Origin of the sequence: Paenibacillus sp. Pae15 (assembly GCF_024519685.1) — a bacterium.
In the GTDB taxonomy this organism is placed as follows: Bacteria; Bacillota; Bacilli; order Paenibacillales; family NBRC-103111; genus Paenibacillus_G; species Paenibacillus_G naphthalenovorans.
Window position 1 is genome coordinate 51,674 of sequence record NZ_JALJRM010000010.1, and the last position, 21,720, is coordinate 73,393.

A 21,720-nucleotide genomic window follows, 5' to 3' on the forward strand; every position below is an offset into this window, starting at 1 on the left:
GAGATGCTTTGTCTGTAATTAAAATCGCGTGATACTTGGAGGGCATATGCATATGGAACCATCAGGAGGCCGCGAGCTTCTGGCGATCATCCGCGAACGTATGGAGAAACGCAAGGAGCGGGCCATCTCGTTTTTTGAATACATGGACTTGTGTCTATATCATCCGGATTACGGCTACTATATGAAAGAGAGGACAAAAATCGGAAGAGACGGTGATTTCTATACCGCTGCTTCTGTAGGTACGCTGCTGGGGGAGGTATTGGCGCAATATGTGAGCCGAAGAGCGTCCGGTCAATCGGGACCGATCTGCCTGACCGAGTGGGGCGGAGGCAGGGGCATGCTGGCGCTGCATCTGCTCAACGCCCTTCAGCTGTCTTCTCCGGATCTGTACAACAGGCTTCAGTATATCAGCATAGAAGCGAGTGCCTATCACCGGAGGCTTCAGGCTGAGACGCTGGCGCCGCATATAGAGAAGGTGCGCTGGCTGATGGAAGACGAGTGGGTGGAGGAAGGTCCTTGGAAGGATTGCGTTGTGTTTTCCAATGAGCTCCCGGATGCCCTGCCGGTGCATCGCATTACGTATCGGAAAGACGGTTGGATGGAAACCTTCGTAGCGTGGGACGATCGGGAACAGACGCTGGTAGAACGGGAGATGCCCGTGACGGACCAAGGGCTGCTGGATTTTATCTCCAAAGAACAGATGCCTATGCGGGAGGGACAAAGGTTGGAGGCGGGACTTGCGTCCGTACAGTGGCTCAAAAACGTAGCCGCGGGCTTGGGAGAACGGGCCGAGCTGATTACGATCGATTACGGAGATGTCCGGGAAGAGCTTTATGCCCCGCATCGCATGAATGGAACGTTCCTGTGCTACCGGAAGCATCAGGCTTATGATCTGCCTTTGTTGTATCCGGGCGAGCAGGATATGACCTCTCATGTTAATTTCAGTACGCTGATCGATGCAGGGCGGGAGTGCGGCCTAAATCAATTCCAGTTGATGACCCAAAAGCAATTTTTGGTGGAAAACGGATTATTGAACAGGCTGCAGCCGCACGATGCCGCCGATCCGTTCTCTCCGGCAGCCAAGCGAAACCGAGCCATACGACAGCTGCTGATCAGCGATCAAATGAGCGAGCTGTTTAAGGTGCTGATCCAAAAAAAAGGTGAACCGCAGTAAAAAACGGTTCACCTTTAGCGTTATGCGATAGCGGTTTCGTTTCAGGATTATACGGACATTTTGAAGAATGACCAGTACGTAAATCCGGTAAACGAAAGAATCATGTACCCCCAAAAAATCAATATGTAGGCACGTTCGGACAATTTCATGTATCCTAACAGTACGAAAATCGCCGTTTGGGCGAAAAAGATCATAGCGAACGGAATCATCTCCCCGGCCAGCGCGGCTAGTCCGATGACAAGCGTCCAAAAACCGAGAACACGAAACATGCGATCCATTCTGCAGCCCCCTCTCTTCCATCACATACGTTGCATTTTTTACGTTACTACTCAACATTATAGCGAAACCGGATTGACGTGTAAACGTCCAAACGGTGACGAAATTAAGTCAATTTATGCCCGCTTGATAAATATCATCCCCATTTTTGAATAAAATGATGTATGACCTCCTGTAAAAATGGCAATACAAATTACTAGAAAAGTATTCTATGAACTCTACCATGGGCATAGAGATAAAGTAACGTAATATTTCATGCACTGCCTATCATAGATGTGGATGAACCTATAGTGGTTAGGAGGACGGCTTTGATGACTGCAATCAGACAAGATGCATGGAGCGAGGAAGACGATTTAATATTGGCGGAGGTGACGTTAAGGCATATCCGGGAGGGCAGCACTCAGCTCTCCGCTTTCGAAGAAGTTGGTGAGAAGATCGGTAGAACCGCGGCAGCCTGCGGCTTCCGTTGGAATAGCTTTGTCAGAAAAAAATACGAAGCGGCGATCCAAATCGCCAAGGCACAGCGGCAAAAACGCAACCAGCAAAGAAAGCATACGGGCTCATTTGCTACCGTGGCGGGCGGCGCTATCGCAGGTCCTTTAGTGGAAGGAGGCTCCGTCCGCAGCGACGGCATCGTAGAAGAGTTGTCCATCGACGCGGTGATCCGGTTTTTGCGGCAGTGGAAAGGAAGCTATCAAGAAATGGTCCGCCATGTGCGGCAGCTGGAAAAAGAAGTGAATGAGAAGCAGGATGAGCTGGAGCGGCTTCGTACGATCAATGACGAGCTAAGCAGGAAGGTCAGCGATGTTTCCACCGATTATCGTGTGGTCAATGACGATTATAAAGCTTTGATTCAAATCATGGACCGAGCGAGGAAGCTGGCTTTTCTCACGGAGGAAGAAGAGGAGATCAAGGCGCGTTTTAAAATGGATGAGAACGGAAATCTCGAACGGATTGAATAAGTCCGGCGAAGAGACCGCATATCCGACAATTCCTACATAAGCATCCCCCTGGACGTTTTCAGCGTTTGGGGGGTTTTTTGTTACGGCTTCCGTTTTTTTTGTTATGATAGAGTCCAGATAGCCGTTTACAATAAAAGGATGTGAAAGATGTGAACCGGATCACGGTCATTGGGGCAGGGGCGCTGGGTATGCTCTTTGCTGTTAAGCTTGCAAGCGCCGTTCCCAATATGGAACTTGTAGTTCGACGAGCGGAGCAAAAGCATCTCTTGATGTCTGAAGGGGTTTCTTTAACCGAAGCCGGTGCTTGGCCGGATGGATCGAAAAAAATGGTAAAGATCTTTCCCAAGATCAGTTTAATGAACGAAGAGGATTGCAGCAATGCAGCTTGGGAGGGCTGTACGCATTGGATTGTGCTCGCAGTGAAGCAAACGGCGATAACAATGGACTTGGCTCATACGGTACAACAAAGAATGGGCCCTCATTCCTGGGTGATTTGTCTGCAGAACGGAATCGGCCACGTGGAAACGCTTGAAAAATTCATTCCTGCAAACCGGATCCTGCTTGCCGTAACGACCGAAGCCGCTTTGAAGCATTCGGAAACGGAAGCGGAGCATACCGGCCGAGGACGCACCTGGATCGGGAGCGCTTCTCCTCATTACAATGAAGGTGCCGAGGATGCGCAAAAAAAATGGGTAAAGCTGCTGGAGGTTGCAGGATTCGAGGCTTTTCTGTCGAAAAACATCACTAGCCGAATTTGGCACAAACTTCTCGTGAATTCCATCATCAACCCGCTGACAGCCATATTGCAAGTGACCAATGGAGAACTGCCGGGGCTGCCCCAAGCGCAGCAGCTGATGCGTGCTTTATTCGATGAAGGAACCGCTTTGGCAGCGGCGCTTCATATCGAGCTGGAACCGGATCTATGGGAACAACTGCTCGAGGTATGCCGAAGAACTTCGGCCAATCGGTCTTCCATGCTGCAGGATGTGCTTGCAGGCCGTCCTACCGAGCTGGACGCGATTAACGGGGGGCTGCTTAAGAAAGCCGAGGCGATCGGCCTTTCCATGCCGACGCACCTTGCCGTATACCGGCTTGTGAAAGCGCTGGAAGGACGCCTGCCGCCGATTAGACGTTGAACTTATTTGAGGGTCGGTGATGAGGGTTGAACGAAATATTAGAGTGGCTCCATCAGCTTTACAAGGTGATTGCTTTTGTCCCCTTCGTGGCTTTTTTGATCACATGGCTGATCATTTATTACGGTTGCGGCCGGAATAAACGTAAAGCGACCTATGTCAGCATGGACATCACCACCTTGTTCCTAATCGGCTCCGTAGCCTATATGAGCCGCAATCTGTTCGGATCGGGAATGCTGTTGTGGACGATCATACTGTTTTTTTTAATTGCGGCCGGATTGCTCGGAAATTTGCAGAACCGGATTAAGGGGCGCATCGACCTTGTCAAAATTGTCCGGACGCTTGGACGACTCGGTTTTTTGCTGCTTGGAGCCTGCTATGTTTTGCTGTTATTTTTCGGCATCGGCAAGTATATGATTAGCTCTTGAGGAGAGAAGCCTAATGAACGTACATAACTTAATGGAAGACGTTGTGAAAAGCTGCCTGAAAGAATTGATGAATTCCCAGGAGTATTTGGCCGATCTAACGGAAATTGAACAAAGCGACATCATCGCGATTGCACTGAATAAACTTCCGGCCAAATATGTTTCGACGGTCAAGGGAGAGGTATTCGCCAAAACCCAGCTGCGGATGCAGGTGGAGACCGATGTATACCGGGAGCTGTCGAATGCCATACATGTGGTGCTGAATTCGGAAAGGAAGTTTGCATTGCGGGCCGACAGCGAATAGAACATGGCCTGGTTGGCGATAGCCAAGCCGATTTCCGGCCGGATCGGCATAACGGACCTCGGCAAGCTCGTCGATTTTGCAGCGTGGTTGTATTATATAAAGAAGATAACCGTTCGCGGGCAGTTGGCGAACGGTTCTTGCTGTTAGCGGGGACGTACATTTTGACGATTTTTCTCAACATGTGTACAATATAGATGCTACTTGCGATTACAAAGCGAAAGCGGCTTTCTTTACATAAGTATAAGCAGGATCAAGTATGGGAAAGGTGGCGGGAAACGTGCGCTTGGAAGCAATACAATGGGAATCCGGCCAGCCTTTGACGGACGATTACGTGAGCCGTTTTGAGAAGACGGGCGAGCTTTATGACTATAATCCTTGGGAATGGGAAAGCTGGCGGGCCCGAGCATCCTGGCTTGATCAGGAGCGCGTGACCGGAGCGGATCGTCAGCGGCTGGCGGATGCGCTGCGCCGGTTCAATGAGCGGGCCGGCAACGCCGGCGAAGCGATGGATGCGATCGAGCGGCTGAGAGACGAACGGACGCTGTGCGTGGTAGGAGGCCAGCAGGCTTCGCTGTTTACGGGACCGCTGCTCGTGATTTATAAGGCGGTCACCTTGCTTCGGTTGGCGAAAGAAGCTTCCGGGAAACTGAACCGGCCGGTGGTGCCGGTGTTTTGGATTGCCGGTGAGGATCATGATTTTGATGAAGTCAATCATGTGAACTATCTGACGCCGAATCTTCAAGTGGATAAAATTAAGGTGGAGCATCCTACCGGCTTGAGAACGTCGGTCAGCCGAACGAAGCTTGGACGCCAGCAGTGGGAGGATGCGCTGCGGCAGCTGGAGCAGTCGTTAATGACAACCGAGTTTAAGGATGAATTAGTCCAATCGTTTCGGGCTGCGGTGGAAGACTCGGCCACGCTGGTGGATTTATTCGCCAGGCTGATGGCTCGGCTGTTCGGCTCGCAAGGGCTCGTGCTTCTGGACTCCGACGATCCCGCCCTGCGCAAGGTGGAAGGATCCATGTTTCGGACGCTCATTGAGCAAAACGGCGAGTTGAACGAAGCCTTCCTCCAAAACCGTGATCAACTGATAGCATGCGGCTATCAGCCTCAAGCGGAGCTCCATACGAATGCAGCCAATTTATTTGTATACGATGAAGAAGGCGAACGGATTTTGTTGTATGCCGATGACAGTGGGGGCTTCACCGACCGCAAGGGCGTGCGGAGGTTCTCGCGGGAACGGCTGCTGGATTGGGCGGACACCGCGCCGGAGCGGCTGAGCAATAATGTCATGACCCGGCCGCTGATGCAGGAATTTTTGTTTCCTGTACTGGCCACCGTACTCGGCCCTGCGGAGATTGCCTATTGGGGCTTGACGCGCAAGGCGTTTCATCTGCTGGGGATGAGGATGCCGCTATTGGTTCCGCGCCTCGGATTCACCATTGTGGAAGGCACGGTCCACAAAAACATGCAAAAATATGGTCTCACGTTCGAAGATGTGGTGCTGCGTCTTGAAGAGAAACAGCAGGAATGGCTGCGTGCCCAAGACCGGCTGCAGCTCAAAGCCCGGTTCGGAGAAGTGAAAGAACAGTTCCGTTCGGGTTATGAGCCCTTGATCGCGGCGATTTCCGGTATTAATCCGGGTCTCGGGAAATTAGGAGAGACCAATTTGGGCAAAATTATCGAACAGATCGAATTTTTACAGCATAAGGCCGAAGACGGGTTGCGTTCCCAGAATGAGTCGGGACTGCGGCATTTCCAGCGGATCGGTCTTACGATTGCGCCTGGCGGCAAACCGCAGGAAAGAGTGTATAACATATCCGCTTATTTGAATAAATACGGTGACGGCTGGCTGAAGGAGCTGCTGGAGCTGCCGGTAACCATAGACGGAAAGCATTATATATGTTATATGTAGAGAATCATCCATTCGACGATATATCAAGGAGGAGCTGCTCATGAAAAGTACGATTGAAAAAAGCGTGATTCGCGATATCGCGCTAGCGCCTGAGGGGCATTTGAAAATTGATTGGGTGAATGCCCATATGCCAGTATTAAACCGCATTCGGGAGCAGTTTGAGAAAGAGCAGCCGTTTAAAGGGTTGAAAGTGGCCATCTCGCTTCATCTGGAGGCTAAAACCGCCTATCTCGCCAAAGTAGTGCAGGCCGGAGGAGCGGATGTAACGATTTGCGGCAGCAATCCGCTTTCGACGCAGGATGATGTGTGCGCCGCACTGGTCGAGGACGGCATCACGGTATTTGCCAAATACAACCCGGATCCGAAGGAATATAAGGAGCTGCTGATCAAAACGCTGGAAACCGAACCGGACCTCATCATCGACGACGGAGGCGACCTGGTTACGATTCTGCACTCCGAACGCAAAGACCTGCTGAAGAACATACGCGGCGGCGCGGAAGAAACAACGACAGGCATTCTTCGTTTGAAGTCTCTTGAAAAAGAAGGACAGCTGCAGTTCCCGATGGTGGCTGTCAACGATGCGTTCTGCAAATATTTGTTCGATAACCGATACGGTACCGGGCAATCGGTATGGGATGGCATCAACCGGACGACGAATCTGGTGGTTGCGGGTAAAACGGTTGTCGTTGTGGGCTACGGCTGGTGCGGTAAAGGTGTGGCGATGCGGGCAAAAGGACTTGGCGCCAACGTCATCGTTACAGAAGTTGATGCCATTAAAGCGGTGGAAGCCTATATGGACGGCTTTGCCGTCATGCCGATGCTGGAAGCCGCCAAAGTGGGCGACTATTTCGTCACCGTAACGGGCAACCGGGACGTGATCCGCGGAGAGCACTACAAGGTAATGAAGGACGGAGCGATTTTGTCCAATGCCGGACACTTTGACGTTGAAGTAAATAAAGTGGAGCTGGAGGAGCTTTCCGTCTCCAAGCGGACGGTTCGCCGCAACATCGAGGAGTATACGATGAAGGACGGGCGCAAATTTTATGTGCTGGCGGAAGGCCGGTTGGTCAACCTGGCGGCTGGCGACGGTCACCCGGCAGAAATCATGGATATGACCTTTGCGCTGCAGGCCATGTCTCTGAAATACGTAAACGATAACTACAAGCAGATCGGCAATAAAGTGGTGAATGTGCCTTATGAACTGGATGAGCAAGTGGCACGCTTCAAGCTTGCATCCTTGGGCATCGGGATCGATTCGCTGACCGAGGAGCAAAAAAGCTATTTGGATAGCTGGGCGGAGCATTAATATTCCAGCTTTTCAAAACCGTACTTCCCCCTGCCTCAGCGCAGGGGGATTTTTTTGCATTGCCGCCAAACGAACCCTTACCCAAACATCCGCCCCCTCCAAACATCTGCTAATCAGGATAAATATTTCCATTCTTCTGCAACAACCTCGCCATCCCCTGCGTCATATCATTAACACCATCGGTTTTTCAGCGAAGCGTACGAAGATAAAAAAACAAGGGGGATCTTTCATGCGAAGCGAAAAGGAATGGTTGGGAAGGATGGCTCGAACAAGCTGGAACCGTTTATGGCGAGGGATGGCGTTAAGCGTAGTTTTGGCAGCTTTACTGGCAGGCTGCAGCGCTTCGAATGATCCAGCGGCATCGTCATCGTCGGCGGCTTCCGGCCACAACCAGGCCGCTGATGCGAAAGCAAGCCCGGGCGCGGTTGCGGACAGTCAGGCCAATACGGCCGGGAGGGCTTCGGAAGGTCAGGAAGCCGGCGGCCCTGCGGCGGAAACGGCACTGGCGGCGGAGCCGTTTAGCCGCAAGATTATTTACACCGCCAATTTGGTTATGCAGGTGGAGAATTATGAAGAAGCGGAGTCCCGGGTGCAGGAGGCAGTCAAACAGTCGGGCGCGTATATTCTGCAATTCAACGAAAATACGTCTTCGTCGGAAAAGTACGGGATTTTTACCATTAAAGTACCTGCAAACGGATTTCAATCGTTGCTCGATCTTCTGGAGAAAATCAACCCAAGCATGCAAAAAAACATGCAGGGCCAGGATGTCACCGAAGAGTACGTCGATTTGACGGCCCGGTTAAAGGCGAAGCAGGTGATGGAAGGACGTTTGGTCGCTTTTATGGAAAAGGCGGAGAAAACAGATGAATTGGTCGCTTTTTCCAACGAGCTGGGCAAGGTGCAGGAGGAGATCGAGCGCATCCAGGGAAGAATGAGATACCTGGAGCAAAACGTGGCCTATTCGACCATCGAACTTCGGATTACGCAAAAGATCGGTTCTGCGGAAGCGATCAAGGCACAGGAGCGCGGCCCTCTGATGGAGCGTGCGGCAGCTGCGCTGAACGGAACGGCAACGATGCTTGGTTTCCTGTTCCAATGGGTGATTGTTATCGTAGCAGGGGCACTGCCTGTTCTGCTTCTTCTTGCTTTGGCTATTGTTCCCGTTTATCTTATGAGGCGGCGGCGAAAGGCCAGGCTGGAGGAGATTCGTGCCAGACTTTCCGAACATAATCAGCTTCAGGAACCGAAAAACGAATAATGGGTTTAAAAAAATCCTGCGATCGTCTGATGACGGAGCAGGATTTTTTGTTAACATGGCGAAATATTATACTGAAAGTGGTGAGAAGTGGGGTAAAGTGGTGGAAAAGGGGGTGGCGAGTGGTGTTCATGGGGGAGTTTCAACATACCATCGATGAGAAAGGCCGCATGATCGTGCCGGCGAAATTTCGTGAAGCCCTCGGAACATCGTTTATCGTCACTCGCGGCCTGGACCAATGCTTGTTTGTATACCCTATGCAGGAATGGGCGGTGCTGGAGCAAAAGCTCAAATCGCTTTCGCTCATGAAGTCCGATGCCCGTGCCTTTACCCGATTCTTTTTTTCCGGCGCCACCGAGTGTGAGCTGGACAAGCAGGGCAGAGTAAATCTGCCGAACAATTTGATTGAACATGCCAAGCTGGACAAGGATTGCGTTGTGATCGGCGTTTCCAATCGGGTGGAGATTTGGAGCAAGCCGATTTGGGAAAACTATTTCCAGGAGTCCGAGGAATCCTTTAATGAGATTGCTGAAAAATTGGTCGACTTTAACTTTGATTTGTAATTCGTGTTTACGGACGCCTCAGGAGGAATCAAGCGCATGTTTCATCACGTAACCGTACTAAAGAACGAAGCAGTGGAAGGTCTGCATATCAAACCGGACGGCGTATATGTTGATTGTACGCTCGGCGGTGCGGGGCACAGTTTGGAGATCGCCTCGCGATTGGGTCCGGAGGGATTGCTTATCGCATTCGATCAGGATGATGCGGCGCTGGATCATGCCCGGCAGCGTCTGGCCGGAGCGGTGGACAAGGTAAAGCTGGTGCGGAGTAATTTCCGTTATCTTGAACGGGAATTGAAACGTATCCCCCGGGCGTTAAAAGACGGCCGCCCCCAGGTGGACGGCATACTGTTTGATTTGGGCGTTTCATCGCCTCAGCTTGACGAGGCGGACAGAGGATTTAGCTACAACCATGATGCCGAGCTGGATATGCGGATGGACCGGACATCGCCGTTAACGGCCAAAGATATTGTCAATGAATGGTCTGAGCAGGAAATCGCCGACATTCTATTCGAATATGGCGAGGAGAAGTTTGCCAGAAGAATCGCTGCCAAAATCGCTGCTGCGAGGGCCGAAGCGCCGATCGAAACGACTGGCCGCTTGGTCGAGCTGATTAAGGAAGCTATCCCTGCAGCCGCGCGCCGCACAGGGCCTCATCCGGCCAAACGGAGCTTTCAGGCGCTGCGCATTGCCGTTAACGACGAGCTCGGAGCCTTTGAAGAAGCGCTCGAGCAAACGATTCGCTGTCTGGCTCCGGGAGGCAGAGTGGCAGTCATTACGTTTCATTCGCTCGAAGATCGAATCTGCAAACAAACGTTTGCCAAATACGTAGGGAAATGCACATGTCCGCCGGATTTTCCATTGTGCGTATGCAACCCCGCAGGTATTGTCAAGTTGATTAACCGCAAACCGATTGAAGCCGGCGCAAAAGAGCTTGAAGAGAACCCGCGAGCGCGTTCGGCAAAGCTGAGAATAGCTGAAAAATTACCTTCTTAAGGGGGAGATGACGTTGCCAGCCTACATGCATGGGAATTTAGCGACAGAACAAAAAACGCAGCCCAAAGTGAAGATCAGGGAAACGAAGAAAGTCGTTTACCGGAGCAAGGCGCTGCCGCTGCAGGAGAAGCTTCTTTATTTATTCACCGTCCTCATTTGCGTAGTGGTGGCGGGATTGATTATCTGGAGATATGCACTGATCTATGAGATGAATGCGGACATCAAGTCCATTGAACAGAAAATCAGTAGACTGGAAGCGGAGAACAGTATTTTGAAGCAGCGGGTGGATGGATTGTCTGATCCGAGAAGGCTGGAAGAGGAAGCCAAAAAACTCGGTTACGGAGTTCCCGGAGACAACCAGGTCAAGCCGTCCGGCAATGCCAAAACGGGTACATCGTCCGTATCTTCTCAAGGTATAGCCGCAAATACGAACAAATCAAAGGATCAACCCTGATCTGCTATTCGAATAGGGGGGAGCAGCCGATGACTAGAAAAGTAAAGTTGCGGTCGTTAATTATTGGAGGGGCCTTCACCCTCCTTTTTGTTGTCCTGGTTACCCGATTGTATTGGGTTCAAGTGGTCCAGGGGGCGGAATTGCTGTCGGACGCAAAAATGATGTGGGCGACAGACAAGGAGCTCAGGCCGGTACGTGGCACGATTTTGGACCGCAATGATAAAGTGCTTGCGGAGGATTCGCCCGCCTATACGCTGGCGCTGAATCCGAAAATCATTCATGATAAGGGCATCGAGAACGAAATCGTTCAGGGACTATCTGAAATTTTGGGCAATTCGGATGATTCCGGCGCTTTGGCGGCGCTTGCGGATAAAATCCGTACCCGGATCAATCAGAAGAGAGATGACGGTTCCTATTATACCCAAGTGGAAATTCGGAATGAAGGCTGGAAGATCGATGCGGAGATTGCCGATAAAATCAAAGCGCTCGAGAAGGAGCTTCAACAGAAGCTGAATACGAAAAAAAGCCTGGGCATTCTATTGCTGCCCGAGAGCAAACGGTTTTATCCGTCCGGAGGTCTGGCGGCTCATCTGCTCGGCTACATGGATAAAGATGGCAAACCGATCATGGGTTTGGAATCCCAGCTGGATGAATATCTAAAAGGCGAATCCGGATGGCTGAGCTATGAGAAAGATCGCTACGGCGTGGAGCTGCCCCATTCCCAGAGAAATTACCAGCCGGCCGTCAACGGAGACAACGTGAGGCTGACGCTGGACAAAAACATCCAGTTTTATATGGAGAGCGCCATCCAAAAAGTGTACGAAAAATGGCGTCCGAAAAGCGTGACGGCGATCGCGGTCGATCCCCATACCATGGAAATTCTCGGATTGGCCAATATGCCTTCGTTCAACCCCAATAAATATTGGGAAGCAAAGCGGCAAAGCGATTTTGTCAATCATGCGGTAGCTTCCCAATACGAACCGGGATCGACCTTCAAGCTGGTCACGCTCGCCGCAGCGGTGGAGGAAGGCATTTTCAATCCGAATGAAACCTATCAATCCGGTTCGATTGCCGTTCCGGGTCGGAGGCTGCATGACCACAACGTCTCGGGCTGGGGACAAATATCCTATCTCGAAGGCTTGAAGCGGTCCAGTAATGTCGCATTTGTCAAGCTGGGGTATGAGAAGCTCGGGCAGGATAAGCTTCGGGCGTATATCGAAAAGTTCGGTTTCGGCGCAAAGACCGGTGTGGACATTGCCGGAGAAGTCGCCGGAATCGTAAATATGCGTTATCCGGCGGAATTTGCCACAGCTACTTACGGTCAAGGGCTGACGGCTACGGCGATACAGCAGACGGCGGCCTATGCGGCCATTGCCAATGGCGGCAAATTGATGTGGCCTCATTTGATCAAAGAAATTTATAACCCGGAAACGGGAGAAATTATAAAAAAATTCGAACCCAAGGAAATCCGCAGAGTCGTTTCGGAAAACACGGCCAAGCAGGTCGGTGAATATCTGGAGCAGGTTGTAGCCGACCAATCGATAGGTACGGGAAGAAAAGCTTATATCGACGGCTATCGCATAGCCGGTAAGACAGGTACGGCGAATAAGGTTATTCCGGGTCAGAAAGGGTATGCCGAAGGCAAATGGGTGATTTCGTTTGCCGGGTATGCACCGCTTGAAAATCCGCAAATTCTGGTTACCATTATCGTCGACGAACCGGACCTGGGGGGAAACTACCATCTTGGAGGGGATGTAGCGGCCCCGGCGTTCAAGGAAATCGTCTCGCAAACCTTGCGTTATATGGGCATCGCGCCGAATACGGCGGCTCAACAGCACGCTCAAGCGGCGGAACAGAAGATGCTTGCCGCTGTTCCCGATTTGACAAGCCTGTCGCTTGATCAAGCCCGGAAGACGATGGACAAATTCGGCATTTCAGTAGCGGCGATCGGCCAAGGAGCCGGCGTGATTGCACAATATCCCGCCCCTGGCACCGAAATCGGAGGCTTGCAGCGAATGTATGTAATGATGCAGGAGACGAAAGATGTTCCGGTACCGGACATGACCGGCAAATCGCTTCGCGATGCGATCGGACTCTGCTCCTTCCTCAAGCTGCGATGTCAATCCGAGGGAGAAGGATATGTAACGAGCCAGACGTTGGAGGGCGCCGGGGAAGACCGGGTGCTGCACCTGCGGCTCCATCCTTACGGTGAGACGGAGGAGAATGCCGAATCGGAGAAACCGCAAACCAACCCGAACCATGACGGCGCTGAGAATGGTGCCGAAAATAAAGAAAATAAAGAGGAGTCCGCACCCTCGGCCCCCCACGGCAATTAATCCGCATATCATGCCGCACCGCCGCGACAGCTTGTTCTAACCCCTGGTTGTCCTGAATAGGGATGATTATGAAACGATTTTTGTTTACAACGGACAACGTGGAAGAAGCGTTGTAAAGGTTGCAGCACTGTTGACAGCTGACGGCGGCTGTAACGCCGTAACGGCTGCAGCATTTCGGGAGGGGGAAAAAACGGGCATGAGGGCATCGAACGTAACGGTTCGTCGACGTCTATTCGCCGCACTGATCGTCGGCACGTTTCTTTTCTTGGCGCTGGTGGTGCGGCTCGCGTATGTGCAGATTTGGGTAGGTCCGGAGCTGTCGGACAAAGCGGAGGATTCCTGGAGAAGGGATATCAAGGTGACGGCCAAACGGGGAGAGATTCTAGACCGCAACGGGGATCGCCTGGCTTACAACGTCAGTTCACCGACCGTTGTTGCCGTACCGGCGCAAATTAAAGATCCGAAAGCAACGGCCGCCAAACTGGCCGCGGTTCTTCAAATCAGCGAGGAAACGGTATACAAACAAATTACAGTCCGGAAAGCCAGTGTATACATTAAGCCGGGCGGACGAAAGATTACGATAGAAAAAGCGGATGAGATTCGCGATTTGCAGCTTCCCGGCATCTGGGTGACCGAGGACAACAAGAGGTACTATCCTTTCGGCGGCCTGGCTGCCCATGTGCTTGGATTTACGGGCGATTATAATCAAGGCTTGACAGGCATAGAATTGAAATATGACAACAGATTGACAGGGATCGACGGAAGCATATCGTATTTGTCCGATGCGGCCGGCAAGCTGATGCCGGGGTCGACGGATGAGTACAAAGAGCCGCTGGCCGGTATGAACCTGCAGCTTACGATCGACAGCCATATCCAATCCATCATGGAGCGGGAGCTCGATCAAGCCATGGTGAAGTACCAGCCGAATCATGTCATTGCCATTGCGATGGATCCGAACAATGGAGAAATTTTGGCCATGGGTTCGAGACCCGGCTTTGAGCCCGGCAATTATAAAAATTATCCGGTGGAGAATTACAACCGGAATCTTCCGATCTGGATGACTTACGAACCGGGGTCGACGTTTAAGATTATCACTTTGGCAGCTGCCCTGGAGGAGAAAAAAATAAGCCTGACCGAAGGGTTTCACGATCCCGGCGCGATTGAGGTCGCCGGGGCAAGGCTTCGCTGCTGGAAGCGGGGCGGACATGGAAGCGAGACCTTCCTTCAAGTGGTCGAAAACTCCTGCAACCCCGGCTTTGTGGTCATGGGGCAGCGGCTGGGCAAGGAGAAGCTGTTTGATTATATCTACAATTTCGGCTTCGGTAAAAAAACCGGTATCGATCTTGGCGGCGAAGAGAATGGCATTTTGTTTAAGCCTTCACGTGTCGGCCCTGTGGAGCTTGCGACGACCTCGTTCGGGCAGGGCGTCTCGGTCACGCCGATTCAGCAAATCTCGGCGGTATCCGCAGCCATTAACGGCGGCAGGCTGTTTAAGCCGCATGTTGCCAAAGCCTGGTATAAGCCTGAAACAGGCGACGTGGTCGAGACCGTGAACCCGGAACTGATCCGTCAGGTGATCTCTCCGGAAACCTCCAGGATGGTGCGCGAAACGTTGGAGAGCGTTGTGGCCAACGGTACGGGGCGGAATGCATTTGTCGACGGTTATCGCGTAGGCGGGAAAACGGGAACGGCACAAAAGGTCATCAATGGGCGCTATTCCTCCAGTGAGCATATTGTTTCCTTCATCGGATTCGCTCCTGCAGACGATCCGAAGGTCGTCATTTATGCGGCCGTGGATAATCCGCAGGGAATCCAATTCGGCGGTTTGATTGCTGCTCCGCTGGTTAAGAATATCATGCAGGATACGCTTCAATATATGAAAATTCCGCCGCGGAAGGATCAAATGGAACGCAAATACGTATACGGAGACAAAAGAATTGTGGAAGTGCCGAATCTGGTCGGCATGACCCTTACTGATATCTACGAAGATCTCAATATGAATTTCCAACTTGCCAAATCCGGCGTCGGCCGCACGGTGATCAACCAAGTGCCGAAGCCCGGTACTAGGATCGAACAAGGCTCTACGATCCGGATCTATTTGTCGGATACGCAGCCGGTGCCCGATGGAGGGGCCAGACCGCAAGTTCAATAGCGCTGCCCCGGCAGAACCGGCTTGGGAGATGCTGAATCTGCGAGTGGAGAAGACTTGAGCGTCCGATCCGCTCGCCCGGTCTGTACGTAAGGTCGATTTAACAGCCTTGGAGTCTGTTATGTCCGGCCGCTTTCATACGCCTTGAACAAAAGTTCGCCGTCCCCCGTGCCTTTTTTCAAAAGGGGCTTTTCACGGCACATTTTTTTGTCCATAATAGATACCATGTGCATAAACGGAGGAGGACGCTTGATGCAACTGAAGGAACTCGCTTCTCAGCTTGCGGTGAGCCGCCTCGTTGGCGATGACCGCATCAATATTACCGGATTGCAGACGGATTCCCGCAAGGTGAACCCTGGCGATTTGTTTATCTGCATCCCGGGATTTGCCGTAGACGGACACGATTATGCGGGGAAAGCGGTTGAGCGGGGAGCTGTTGCCTTGGTTGCCGAGCGGGAGATGCAGCTAGGCGTTCCCGTGTTGATCGTAAAGGATGCGCGATATGCGATGGCGGTGCTTGCGAACCATTATTACGGTTATCCGAGCCGCGAGCTGAAGCTGATCGGGATCACGGGGACCAACGGTAAAACAACAACAACTTACTTGCTGGAAAAAATCTTGAGCGATCAAGGGTTTCGAACCGGACTGATGGGCAACATTCATGTCAAGATCGGTTCCCGATATATTCCAAATGCGATGACGAATACGCAGGAAGCAGTGGAGCTTCAGCGGATTTTACGTGAGATGGTGAACGAAGGAACGGATTATTGTATCATGGAAGCTTCCTCGCACGGACTGGAATTGGGCCGGGTCAAAGGATGTCGTTTCCGTACGGGCATTTTCACGAATTTAACCCAGGATCATCTGGACTTTCACCATACCATGGAACAGTACAAGGCGGCCAAAGGACTGCTTTTCTCCCGTCTCGGCAATGAATTTTCCGATGATCCGAACCAAAACAGGTTCGCCGTGCTCAATGCGGACGATCCTGCATCGAAGGATTATGCGAGGCTGACTGCCGCACAAATCATAACTTATGGAATCGAGGATCCGTCTGCGGATGTGAGAGCTGAAGCGATCGAAATTTCTTCGAAAGGTACACGGTTCAAATGTGCAACGTTTCGCGGAAGCGCCGAGGTGAGCATGCGGCTTGTCGGGCGATTTAATGTATACAATGCGCTTGCAGCCATCGCTTGCGCGCTTGCGGAGGGGATTGAGCTTGCAAGGATTGCCGACAGCCTCGGCCGGGTGGATTCGGTTGAAGGCCGGATGGAGATAGTGAATGCCGGACAGGAGTTTCTTGTTCTTGTCGACTATGCGCATACCCCTGACGGTCTGGAGAACGCCCTTTCGACGATTCGTCAATTTGCCGAAGGCAAGGTATACTGCGTTTTTGGCTGCGGAGGAGACCGCGACCGCGCCAAACGTCCCCTGATGGGTGGCGTGGCGGCCAAGTATGCGGATTATGTATTCGTCACTTCCGACAATCCGCGTACCGAGGACCCGGAGCGCATTCTTCAGGACATTGTTCCGGGACTTCGTACCGCAGGGTATGACCCCGGCCGCTACGAGCTGGTTGCCGACCGCAGAGAAGCGATTCAAAAAGCAGTCGATCGCGCAGCTCCGGGCGACTGCATCTTGATTGCGGGGAAGGGACACGAAACGTATCAGGACATCATGGGCGTCAAGCATCCTTTTGACGACCGCAAGGTAGCCAAAGAAGCAATCATGAATCGCTTTCGTTCATCGGGAAGCGATGGGGTTTAAGCAATTGGGGGGATAACGCGTGGATTTTAATATTGTGTTGATCACGCTCGGCGTGGCTTTTTTACTTGCTGTCATTATGGGGCCTCTATTCATTCCGCTGCTCCGCAGGCTCAAATTCGGGCAGCAGATTCGTACGGAAGGGCCGCAGGGACACTTGAAAAAAGCAGGCACGCCGACGATGGGCGGGATCATCATTATGCTGGCGCTGGCGGTTGCCGTGCTTCGATTCGGGGAAAAAAACCTCGAAACCGTCATTCTTCTGGTTGCTGCGCTTGGCTACGGATTAATCGGTTTTCTGGACGACTACATTAAAATATTGTTTAAGCGTTCGTTAGGGCTTACCGCCAGGCAAAAGCTGCTTGGGCAGCTGGTTTTATCGGGCATCGTTTGTTTTTTGCTCGTACAGTCCGGGCACAGCACCGAAATACGCATTCCTTACGTCGACTTTTCTTTTGACGCCGGGTGGCTTTATTTTCCTTTTGTGGTGTTTCTGATGCTGGGCACGTCCAATGCGGTGAATTTCACGGATGGTTTGGACGGACTATTGGCCGGTACCAGCGCCATTGCTTTTGGGGCCTACGCGGTGATTGCCTTAAACAACTCGCAGCCGAACATTGCGATTTTCTCCGCCGCCATGGTAGGCGCGGTGCTGGGCTTTCTCGTGTTTAACGCTCATCCGGCCAAAGTGTTCATGGGGGATACCGGTTCGCTCGGTATAGGCGGCGGGCTCGCCGCGGTAGCGATCCTGACCAAAGGGGAAATACTGCTGGCCTTGATCGGCGGCGTATTTGTCGTCGAAGTACTATCGGTTATCATTCAGGTCGTCTCCTTTAAAACGAGGGGAAAACGAGTGTTCAAAATGAGCCCGATCCACCATCACTTCGAGCTTGCAGGCTGGTCGGAGTGGCGCGTGGTGATCTCCTTTTGGACGGCCGGTCTGATTCTTGCAGGCGTCGGACTATATATTAACGAGGTGTTGTAATGATGGAGCATCCGCAGAATTATTGCGGCCGCCAGGTGGTCATATTGGGCCTTGCGCGCAGCGGCGTCGCTGCTGCAAAGCTGTTTCACGACAAGGGAGCTTTGGTGACGGTTAATGATAAAAAGGAACGCAAACTATGCCCTGAAGCCGATGAGTTGGAGGCTCTGGGTATTTCTGTTGTTTGCGGGGGTCACCCGGCGGGGCTGATTCATGAGGGGATTTCGCTCATCGTGAAAAATCCGGGCATCCCATACACGATCGAACCATTGAAGAAGGCGGCTGCGCTTGGTATCGAAGTCGTTACCGAGGTCGAAGTAGCCCATCATATTTGTAAGGCTCCCATCATTGGTATTACGGGCTCTAACGGCAAGACCACCACAACGACCTTGACCGGACTGATGCTGGAAGCCGGCGGCTTGAAGCCGATTGTTGCCGGCAATATCGGCCGCGCTCTGACGGAGGCGGCTCTGGAGGCCGAGGCAGACAACTGGATGGTCGTTGAGCTCAGCAGCTTTCAATTGAAGGGCACTCGCAGCTTCCGGCCCCGCATCGGCTGTTTGCTTAACGTATATGAAACTCATCTGGATTACCACGATACCATGGAAGATTATGTTTTTTCCAAAACGAAGCTGTTTGCGAATCAAACCGAGGAAGACACTGCGGTGCTGAATTGGGACGATGCCGTATGCCGGAAGGCGGCCGGGGAAATCAAATCCCGGGTGTTTCCATTTTCGGTCAGATCGGAGCTTTCTTACGGCATGTATGTGTCGCCTCCGTTCGGCACGGGGGAAGACGCGGATAGCATGATCGTTTACCGCGATCATGATGGCGCGGAGCATCCCGTTATTGCCGTCAGGGAGCTGGGCATCCCCGGCAAGCACAACGTGGAGAATGCGCTCGCCGCCAGCTGTATGGCGCTCGTTTCCGGCGTGCGGACGGACGTTATTGCCCGGGTATTGAAAGAATTCCGCGGGGTGGAGCACCGTCTGGAGTATGTGGCTCTGAAGGATGAAGTTTTATTTTACAATGACTCCAAGGCAACCAATCCGACGGCAACGATCAAAAGCATCGAGTCATTCTCTCAAGACATTATCCTGATTGCCGGCGGACTCGACCGGGGATCCGATTACATGGAACTGCTTCCCGCATTTCAGCAGGAGGTGAAAGGACTGGTCGTCCTGGGGGAAACAAAGGAAAAAATCGCCCGCGTGGCCCGGCTTGCAGGCATGAGCCGGATCAAAACCGTCGATACTGCTAAGGAATTGCAGGATACGGTTGCAGAAGCGGTGAGAGCCGCTTTTGCCATGGCAAAGCCGGGTGATGTGGTGCTGCTGTCCCCGGCTTGCGCCAGCTGGGACATGTTTCCTTCTTACGAGGAAAGGGGAAGAATGTTTAAGCAGACCGTGCATAACCTGTAAAGAGGGAGTAAACAAGCTTGCCGCCGCCTAAAAAGACGGCAAATGCCGCGGCTGCAGGCTGTTGAGGACAGACGCTCCCATCAAACTCAAGGTTAGAGGTGTGGGCGGTTATGGTTAAAGCACGGTCGGCTCCGGACATGTTGATGCTGGGCTCCACGCTGCTCCTGCTCGGAATCGGCGTGGTCATGGTGTACAGTGCCAGCGCAGTGCTGGCGTTTCGGGAATTCGGCGATGCCTTCTATTACTTGAAGAGGCAGGCGCTGTTCGCAGCCTTAGGCATTATGGCCATGGTTTTTACAATGAACACAGATTACTGGATCTGGAAAAAGTATGCCAAACTCGTGCTTATCATTTGCTTCATTTTACTTGTAGCGGTGCTTATTCCGGGCATTGGCGTGGTTCGCGGCGGCGCGCGCAGCTGGCTTGGCATCGGATCGTTCGGGATTCAACCCTCCGAATTTATGAAAATCGGCATGATCATTTTTTTGTCCAACTGGCTTTCCGAAAAACAAAACACGATTACGCTGTTCGGCAAAGGCTTGCTTCCTCCGCTCGGGCTTGTAGGACTAGCCTTCGGCCTGATCATGCTGCAGCCGGACCTTGGCACCGGCGCTGTGCTGGTGGGAGCCTCGCTTTTGATTATTTATACGGCGGGAGCGCGCCTTGTTCATTTATCTTATCTCGGTCTTGTCGGGGTTCTCGGCCTGGTCGGTTTGATCGCTGCGGCGCCTTATCGTTTGAAGCGGATTACGGCTTTTCTGGACCCGTGGCAGGACCCGCTCGGAGCGGGCTATCAGGCGATTCAATCGCTGTATGCGATCGGTCCGGGCGGTCTAGTCGGCCTCGGACTGGGCATGAGCCGGCAAAAGTACAGCTATCTGCCCGAGCCGCAGACCGACTTTATTTTCTCTATTATCGCCGAAGAGCTCGGCTTTATCGGGGGAACGTTCGTACTTGCCCTGTTCATACTGCTTTTGTGGCGCGGCATGCGTACGGCTATCACGGCTCCGGATACGTTCGGCAGCTTGCTGGCTGCCGGTATCGTCGGGATGATTGCCGTACAGGTGATTATCAACATCGGCGTCGTCATCGGCATGTTCCCCGTCACGGGCATCACGCTTCCGCTTATTAGCGCCGGAGGCTCATCACTTACGCTGATGCTGACCTCGATCGGTGTATTGCTTAACATTTCCCGGTTTTCGAGGTGATCCTGACATGAAAAAAATCGTCTTCACCGGCGGCGGAACGGCCGGCCATGTCACGCCAAATTTGGCGGTGATGGCTGAGCTGCGCAAGCAGGGGTGGGAGATTGAATATATAGGTTCCCGTGACGGTATTGAAAAAGAAATCATCGATCACGAGGGCATTCCGTTCCATCATATCGCTTCCGGAAAGCTCAGGCGCTATTTCGATCTGAAGAATGCGAAAGATCCGTTTAAAGTGCTTCTGGGCATTGGGCAAGCCTATCGTCTGCTTCGAAAAATCAAGCCTCATATTGTATTTTCCAAAGGGGGATTCGTGACCGTTCCGGTCATTCTGGCATGCAGGCTGAATGGCATTCCCGTGATCTGCCACGAGTCGGACCTGACGCCGGGGCTCGCCAACAAAATTTCCCTGCCATTTGCTTCTCGCATTTGCGTTACCTTTCCCGAGACGCTTAAGCATATTCGCAGCCGCAAAGCCGTATGCACCGGACTGCCGATTCGCGAACAAATTTTGCAGGGCCAAGCTTCCCGTGGACTTCAAATGTGTGATTTTCACTCTAATAAGCCTGTATTGCTCATGATGGGCGGCAGTCTGGGATCCAAGCGGATTAACGAAGCGCTCAGAGCAACGCTGGAGACGCTGCTCACACAATTTCAAATCATCCATATCTGCGGTAAAGGCAACGCCGATCCTTCCCTGGACGGGGTGCCGGGTTACCGGCAGTTCGAATATGTGAAAGACGAGCTGCCCGATTTGCTGGCTTGTGCGGACTTGGTCATCTCCCGGGCGGGATCTACTTCCATCTTTGAGTTTTTGGCGCTCCGCAAGCCTATGCTTCTGATCCCGCTGTCCCGCGAGGCCAGCCGGGGAGACCAGATATTGAATGCGGAATCTTTCCGTAAGATGGGTTACAGCAAAGTGCTTTATGAGGAAAACCTTTCCCCGCAAACGTTAGTATCCGCCGTCTCCGATCTTTATGAAGAACGCGTCCGCATACAAGAGCAAATGTCCGGCAACCCCTTCGGCAACGGGACTCAAAGGATTGTAGAGCTGATCGAAGCTTGCCGGTTGCCTGAAGCATGACAAATTTGCCTGGGCATTT

General features: G+C 52.4%; 19 protein-coding genes. 18 read left to right on the forward strand and 1 reads right to left on the reverse strand.

Annotation, left to right across the window (positions count from 1 at the left end; all coding sequences use genetic code 11):
- Nucleotides 1-52: 52 nt before the first annotated feature.
- Nucleotides 53-1,174, forward strand: a complete 1,122-nt coding sequence (locus tag NR121_RS10635) for a class I SAM-dependent methyltransferase (RefSeq protein WP_254611374.1) — start codon at nucleotides 53-55, stop codon at nucleotides 1,172-1,174.
- Nucleotides 1,175-1,221: 47 nt separating this feature from the next.
- Here NR121_RS10635 and NR121_RS10640 read toward each other — a convergent pair whose 3' ends face one another.
- Nucleotides 1,222-1,452, reverse strand: coding sequence for a DUF2626 domain-containing protein (locus tag NR121_RS10640; protein WP_062407630.1), 231 nt, complete (start codon nucleotides 1,450-1,452; stop codon nucleotides 1,222-1,224).
- Between the two features lie 309 nt (nucleotides 1,453-1,761).
- Between NR121_RS10640 and NR121_RS10645 the strand changes: the two genes are divergently transcribed.
- From NR121_RS10645 to NR121_RS10725, 17 genes are all read left to right on the forward strand, one after another.
- Nucleotides 1,762-2,412, forward strand: a complete 651-nt coding sequence (locus NR121_RS10645; protein WP_062407632.1) for an RsfA family transcriptional regulator — start codon at nucleotides 1,762-1,764, stop codon at nucleotides 2,410-2,412.
- Nucleotides 2,413-2,561: 149 nt separating this feature from the next.
- On the forward strand, nucleotides 2,562-3,548 hold the full coding sequence (locus NR121_RS10650) for a ketopantoate reductase family protein (RefSeq protein WP_256831183.1): 987 nt from the start codon (nucleotides 2,562-2,564) through the stop codon (nucleotides 3,546-3,548).
- Nucleotides 3,549-3,574: 26 nt separating this feature from the next.
- The gene (locus NR121_RS10655) at nucleotides 3,575-3,973 is read left to right on the forward strand and encodes a DUF3397 domain-containing protein (protein ID WP_256831184.1); all 399 of its coding nucleotides are present in this window, start codon (nucleotides 3,575-3,577) and stop codon (nucleotides 3,971-3,973) included.
- Between the two features lie 13 nt (nucleotides 3,974-3,986).
- Nucleotides 3,987-4,274, forward strand: a complete 288-nt coding sequence (locus NR121_RS10660) for a late competence development ComFB family protein (protein ID WP_054818066.1) — start codon at nucleotides 3,987-3,989, stop codon at nucleotides 4,272-4,274.
- Nucleotides 4,275-4,551: 277 nt separating this feature from the next.
- Nucleotides 4,552-6,189, forward strand: coding sequence for a bacillithiol biosynthesis cysteine-adding enzyme BshC (gene bshC / locus NR121_RS10665; RefSeq protein WP_054818099.1), 1,638 nt, complete (start codon nucleotides 4,552-4,554; stop codon nucleotides 6,187-6,189).
- A 40-nt stretch (nucleotides 6,190-6,229) separates the two neighbouring features.
- Nucleotides 6,230-7,495: an adenosylhomocysteinase gene (locus NR121_RS10670; protein ID WP_062407638.1), complete on the forward strand. Its 1,266-nt coding sequence runs from the start codon at nucleotides 6,230-6,232 to the stop codon at nucleotides 7,493-7,495.
- A gap of 229 nt (nucleotides 7,496-7,724) precedes the next feature.
- Nucleotides 7,725-8,753, forward strand: a complete 1,029-nt coding sequence (locus NR121_RS10675; protein ID WP_054818068.1) for a DUF4349 domain-containing protein — start codon at nucleotides 7,725-7,727, stop codon at nucleotides 8,751-8,753.
- A gap of 122 nt (nucleotides 8,754-8,875) precedes the next feature.
- Nucleotides 8,876-9,313 (forward strand): division/cell wall cluster transcriptional repressor MraZ, encoded by a 438-nt coding sequence (mraZ, locus tag NR121_RS10680; protein WP_054818069.1) that lies wholly within the window; start codon nucleotides 8,876-8,878, stop codon nucleotides 9,311-9,313.
- Between the two features lie 36 nt (nucleotides 9,314-9,349).
- A complete protein-coding gene (gene rsmH, locus NR121_RS10685; RefSeq protein WP_054818070.1) occupies nucleotides 9,350-10,306 on the forward strand; it encodes a 16S rRNA (cytosine(1402)-N(4))-methyltransferase RsmH in 957 nt (318 codons plus the stop codon).
- 7 nt (nucleotides 10,307-10,313) lie between these two features.
- The gene (gene ftsL / locus NR121_RS10690) at nucleotides 10,314-10,760 is read left to right on the forward strand and encodes a cell division protein FtsL (RefSeq protein WP_235594256.1); all 447 of its coding nucleotides are present in this window, start codon (nucleotides 10,314-10,316) and stop codon (nucleotides 10,758-10,760) included.
- Between the two features lie 29 nt (nucleotides 10,761-10,789).
- Nucleotides 10,790-13,096, forward strand: a complete 2,307-nt coding sequence (locus tag NR121_RS10695; RefSeq protein ID WP_256831185.1) for a penicillin-binding transpeptidase domain-containing protein — start codon at nucleotides 10,790-10,792, stop codon at nucleotides 13,094-13,096.
- A gap of 196 nt (nucleotides 13,097-13,292) precedes the next feature.
- The gene (locus NR121_RS10700; protein ID WP_174350712.1) at nucleotides 13,293-15,248 is read left to right on the forward strand and encodes a stage V sporulation protein D; all 1,956 of its coding nucleotides are present in this window, start codon (nucleotides 13,293-13,295) and stop codon (nucleotides 15,246-15,248) included.
- 249 nt (nucleotides 15,249-15,497) lie between these two features.
- The gene (locus tag NR121_RS10705; protein WP_174350711.1) at nucleotides 15,498-17,012 is read left to right on the forward strand and encodes a UDP-N-acetylmuramoyl-L-alanyl-D-glutamate--2,6-diaminopimelate ligase; all 1,515 of its coding nucleotides are present in this window, start codon (nucleotides 15,498-15,500) and stop codon (nucleotides 17,010-17,012) included.
- Between the two features lie 19 nt (nucleotides 17,013-17,031).
- On the forward strand, nucleotides 17,032-17,994 hold the full coding sequence (mraY, locus tag NR121_RS10710; protein WP_062407650.1) for a phospho-N-acetylmuramoyl-pentapeptide-transferase: 963 nt from the start codon (nucleotides 17,032-17,034) through the stop codon (nucleotides 17,992-17,994).
- Between the two features lie 2 nt (nucleotides 17,995-17,996).
- On the forward strand, nucleotides 17,997-19,412 hold the full coding sequence (gene murD / locus NR121_RS10715; protein ID WP_256831197.1) for a UDP-N-acetylmuramoyl-L-alanine--D-glutamate ligase: 1,416 nt from the start codon (nucleotides 17,997-17,999) through the stop codon (nucleotides 19,410-19,412).
- A 110-nt stretch (nucleotides 19,413-19,522) separates the two neighbouring features.
- Nucleotides 19,523-20,620, forward strand: a complete 1,098-nt coding sequence (spoVE, locus tag NR121_RS10720) for a stage V sporulation protein E (protein ID WP_054818071.1) — start codon at nucleotides 19,523-19,525, stop codon at nucleotides 20,618-20,620.
- Nucleotides 20,621-20,627: 7 nt separating this feature from the next.
- Nucleotides 20,628-21,701, forward strand: a complete 1,074-nt coding sequence (locus NR121_RS10725) for an undecaprenyldiphospho-muramoylpentapeptide beta-N-acetylglucosaminyltransferase (RefSeq protein WP_174350710.1) — start codon at nucleotides 20,628-20,630, stop codon at nucleotides 21,699-21,701.
- The last annotated feature ends 19 nt before the right edge of the window (nucleotides 21,702-21,720 follow it).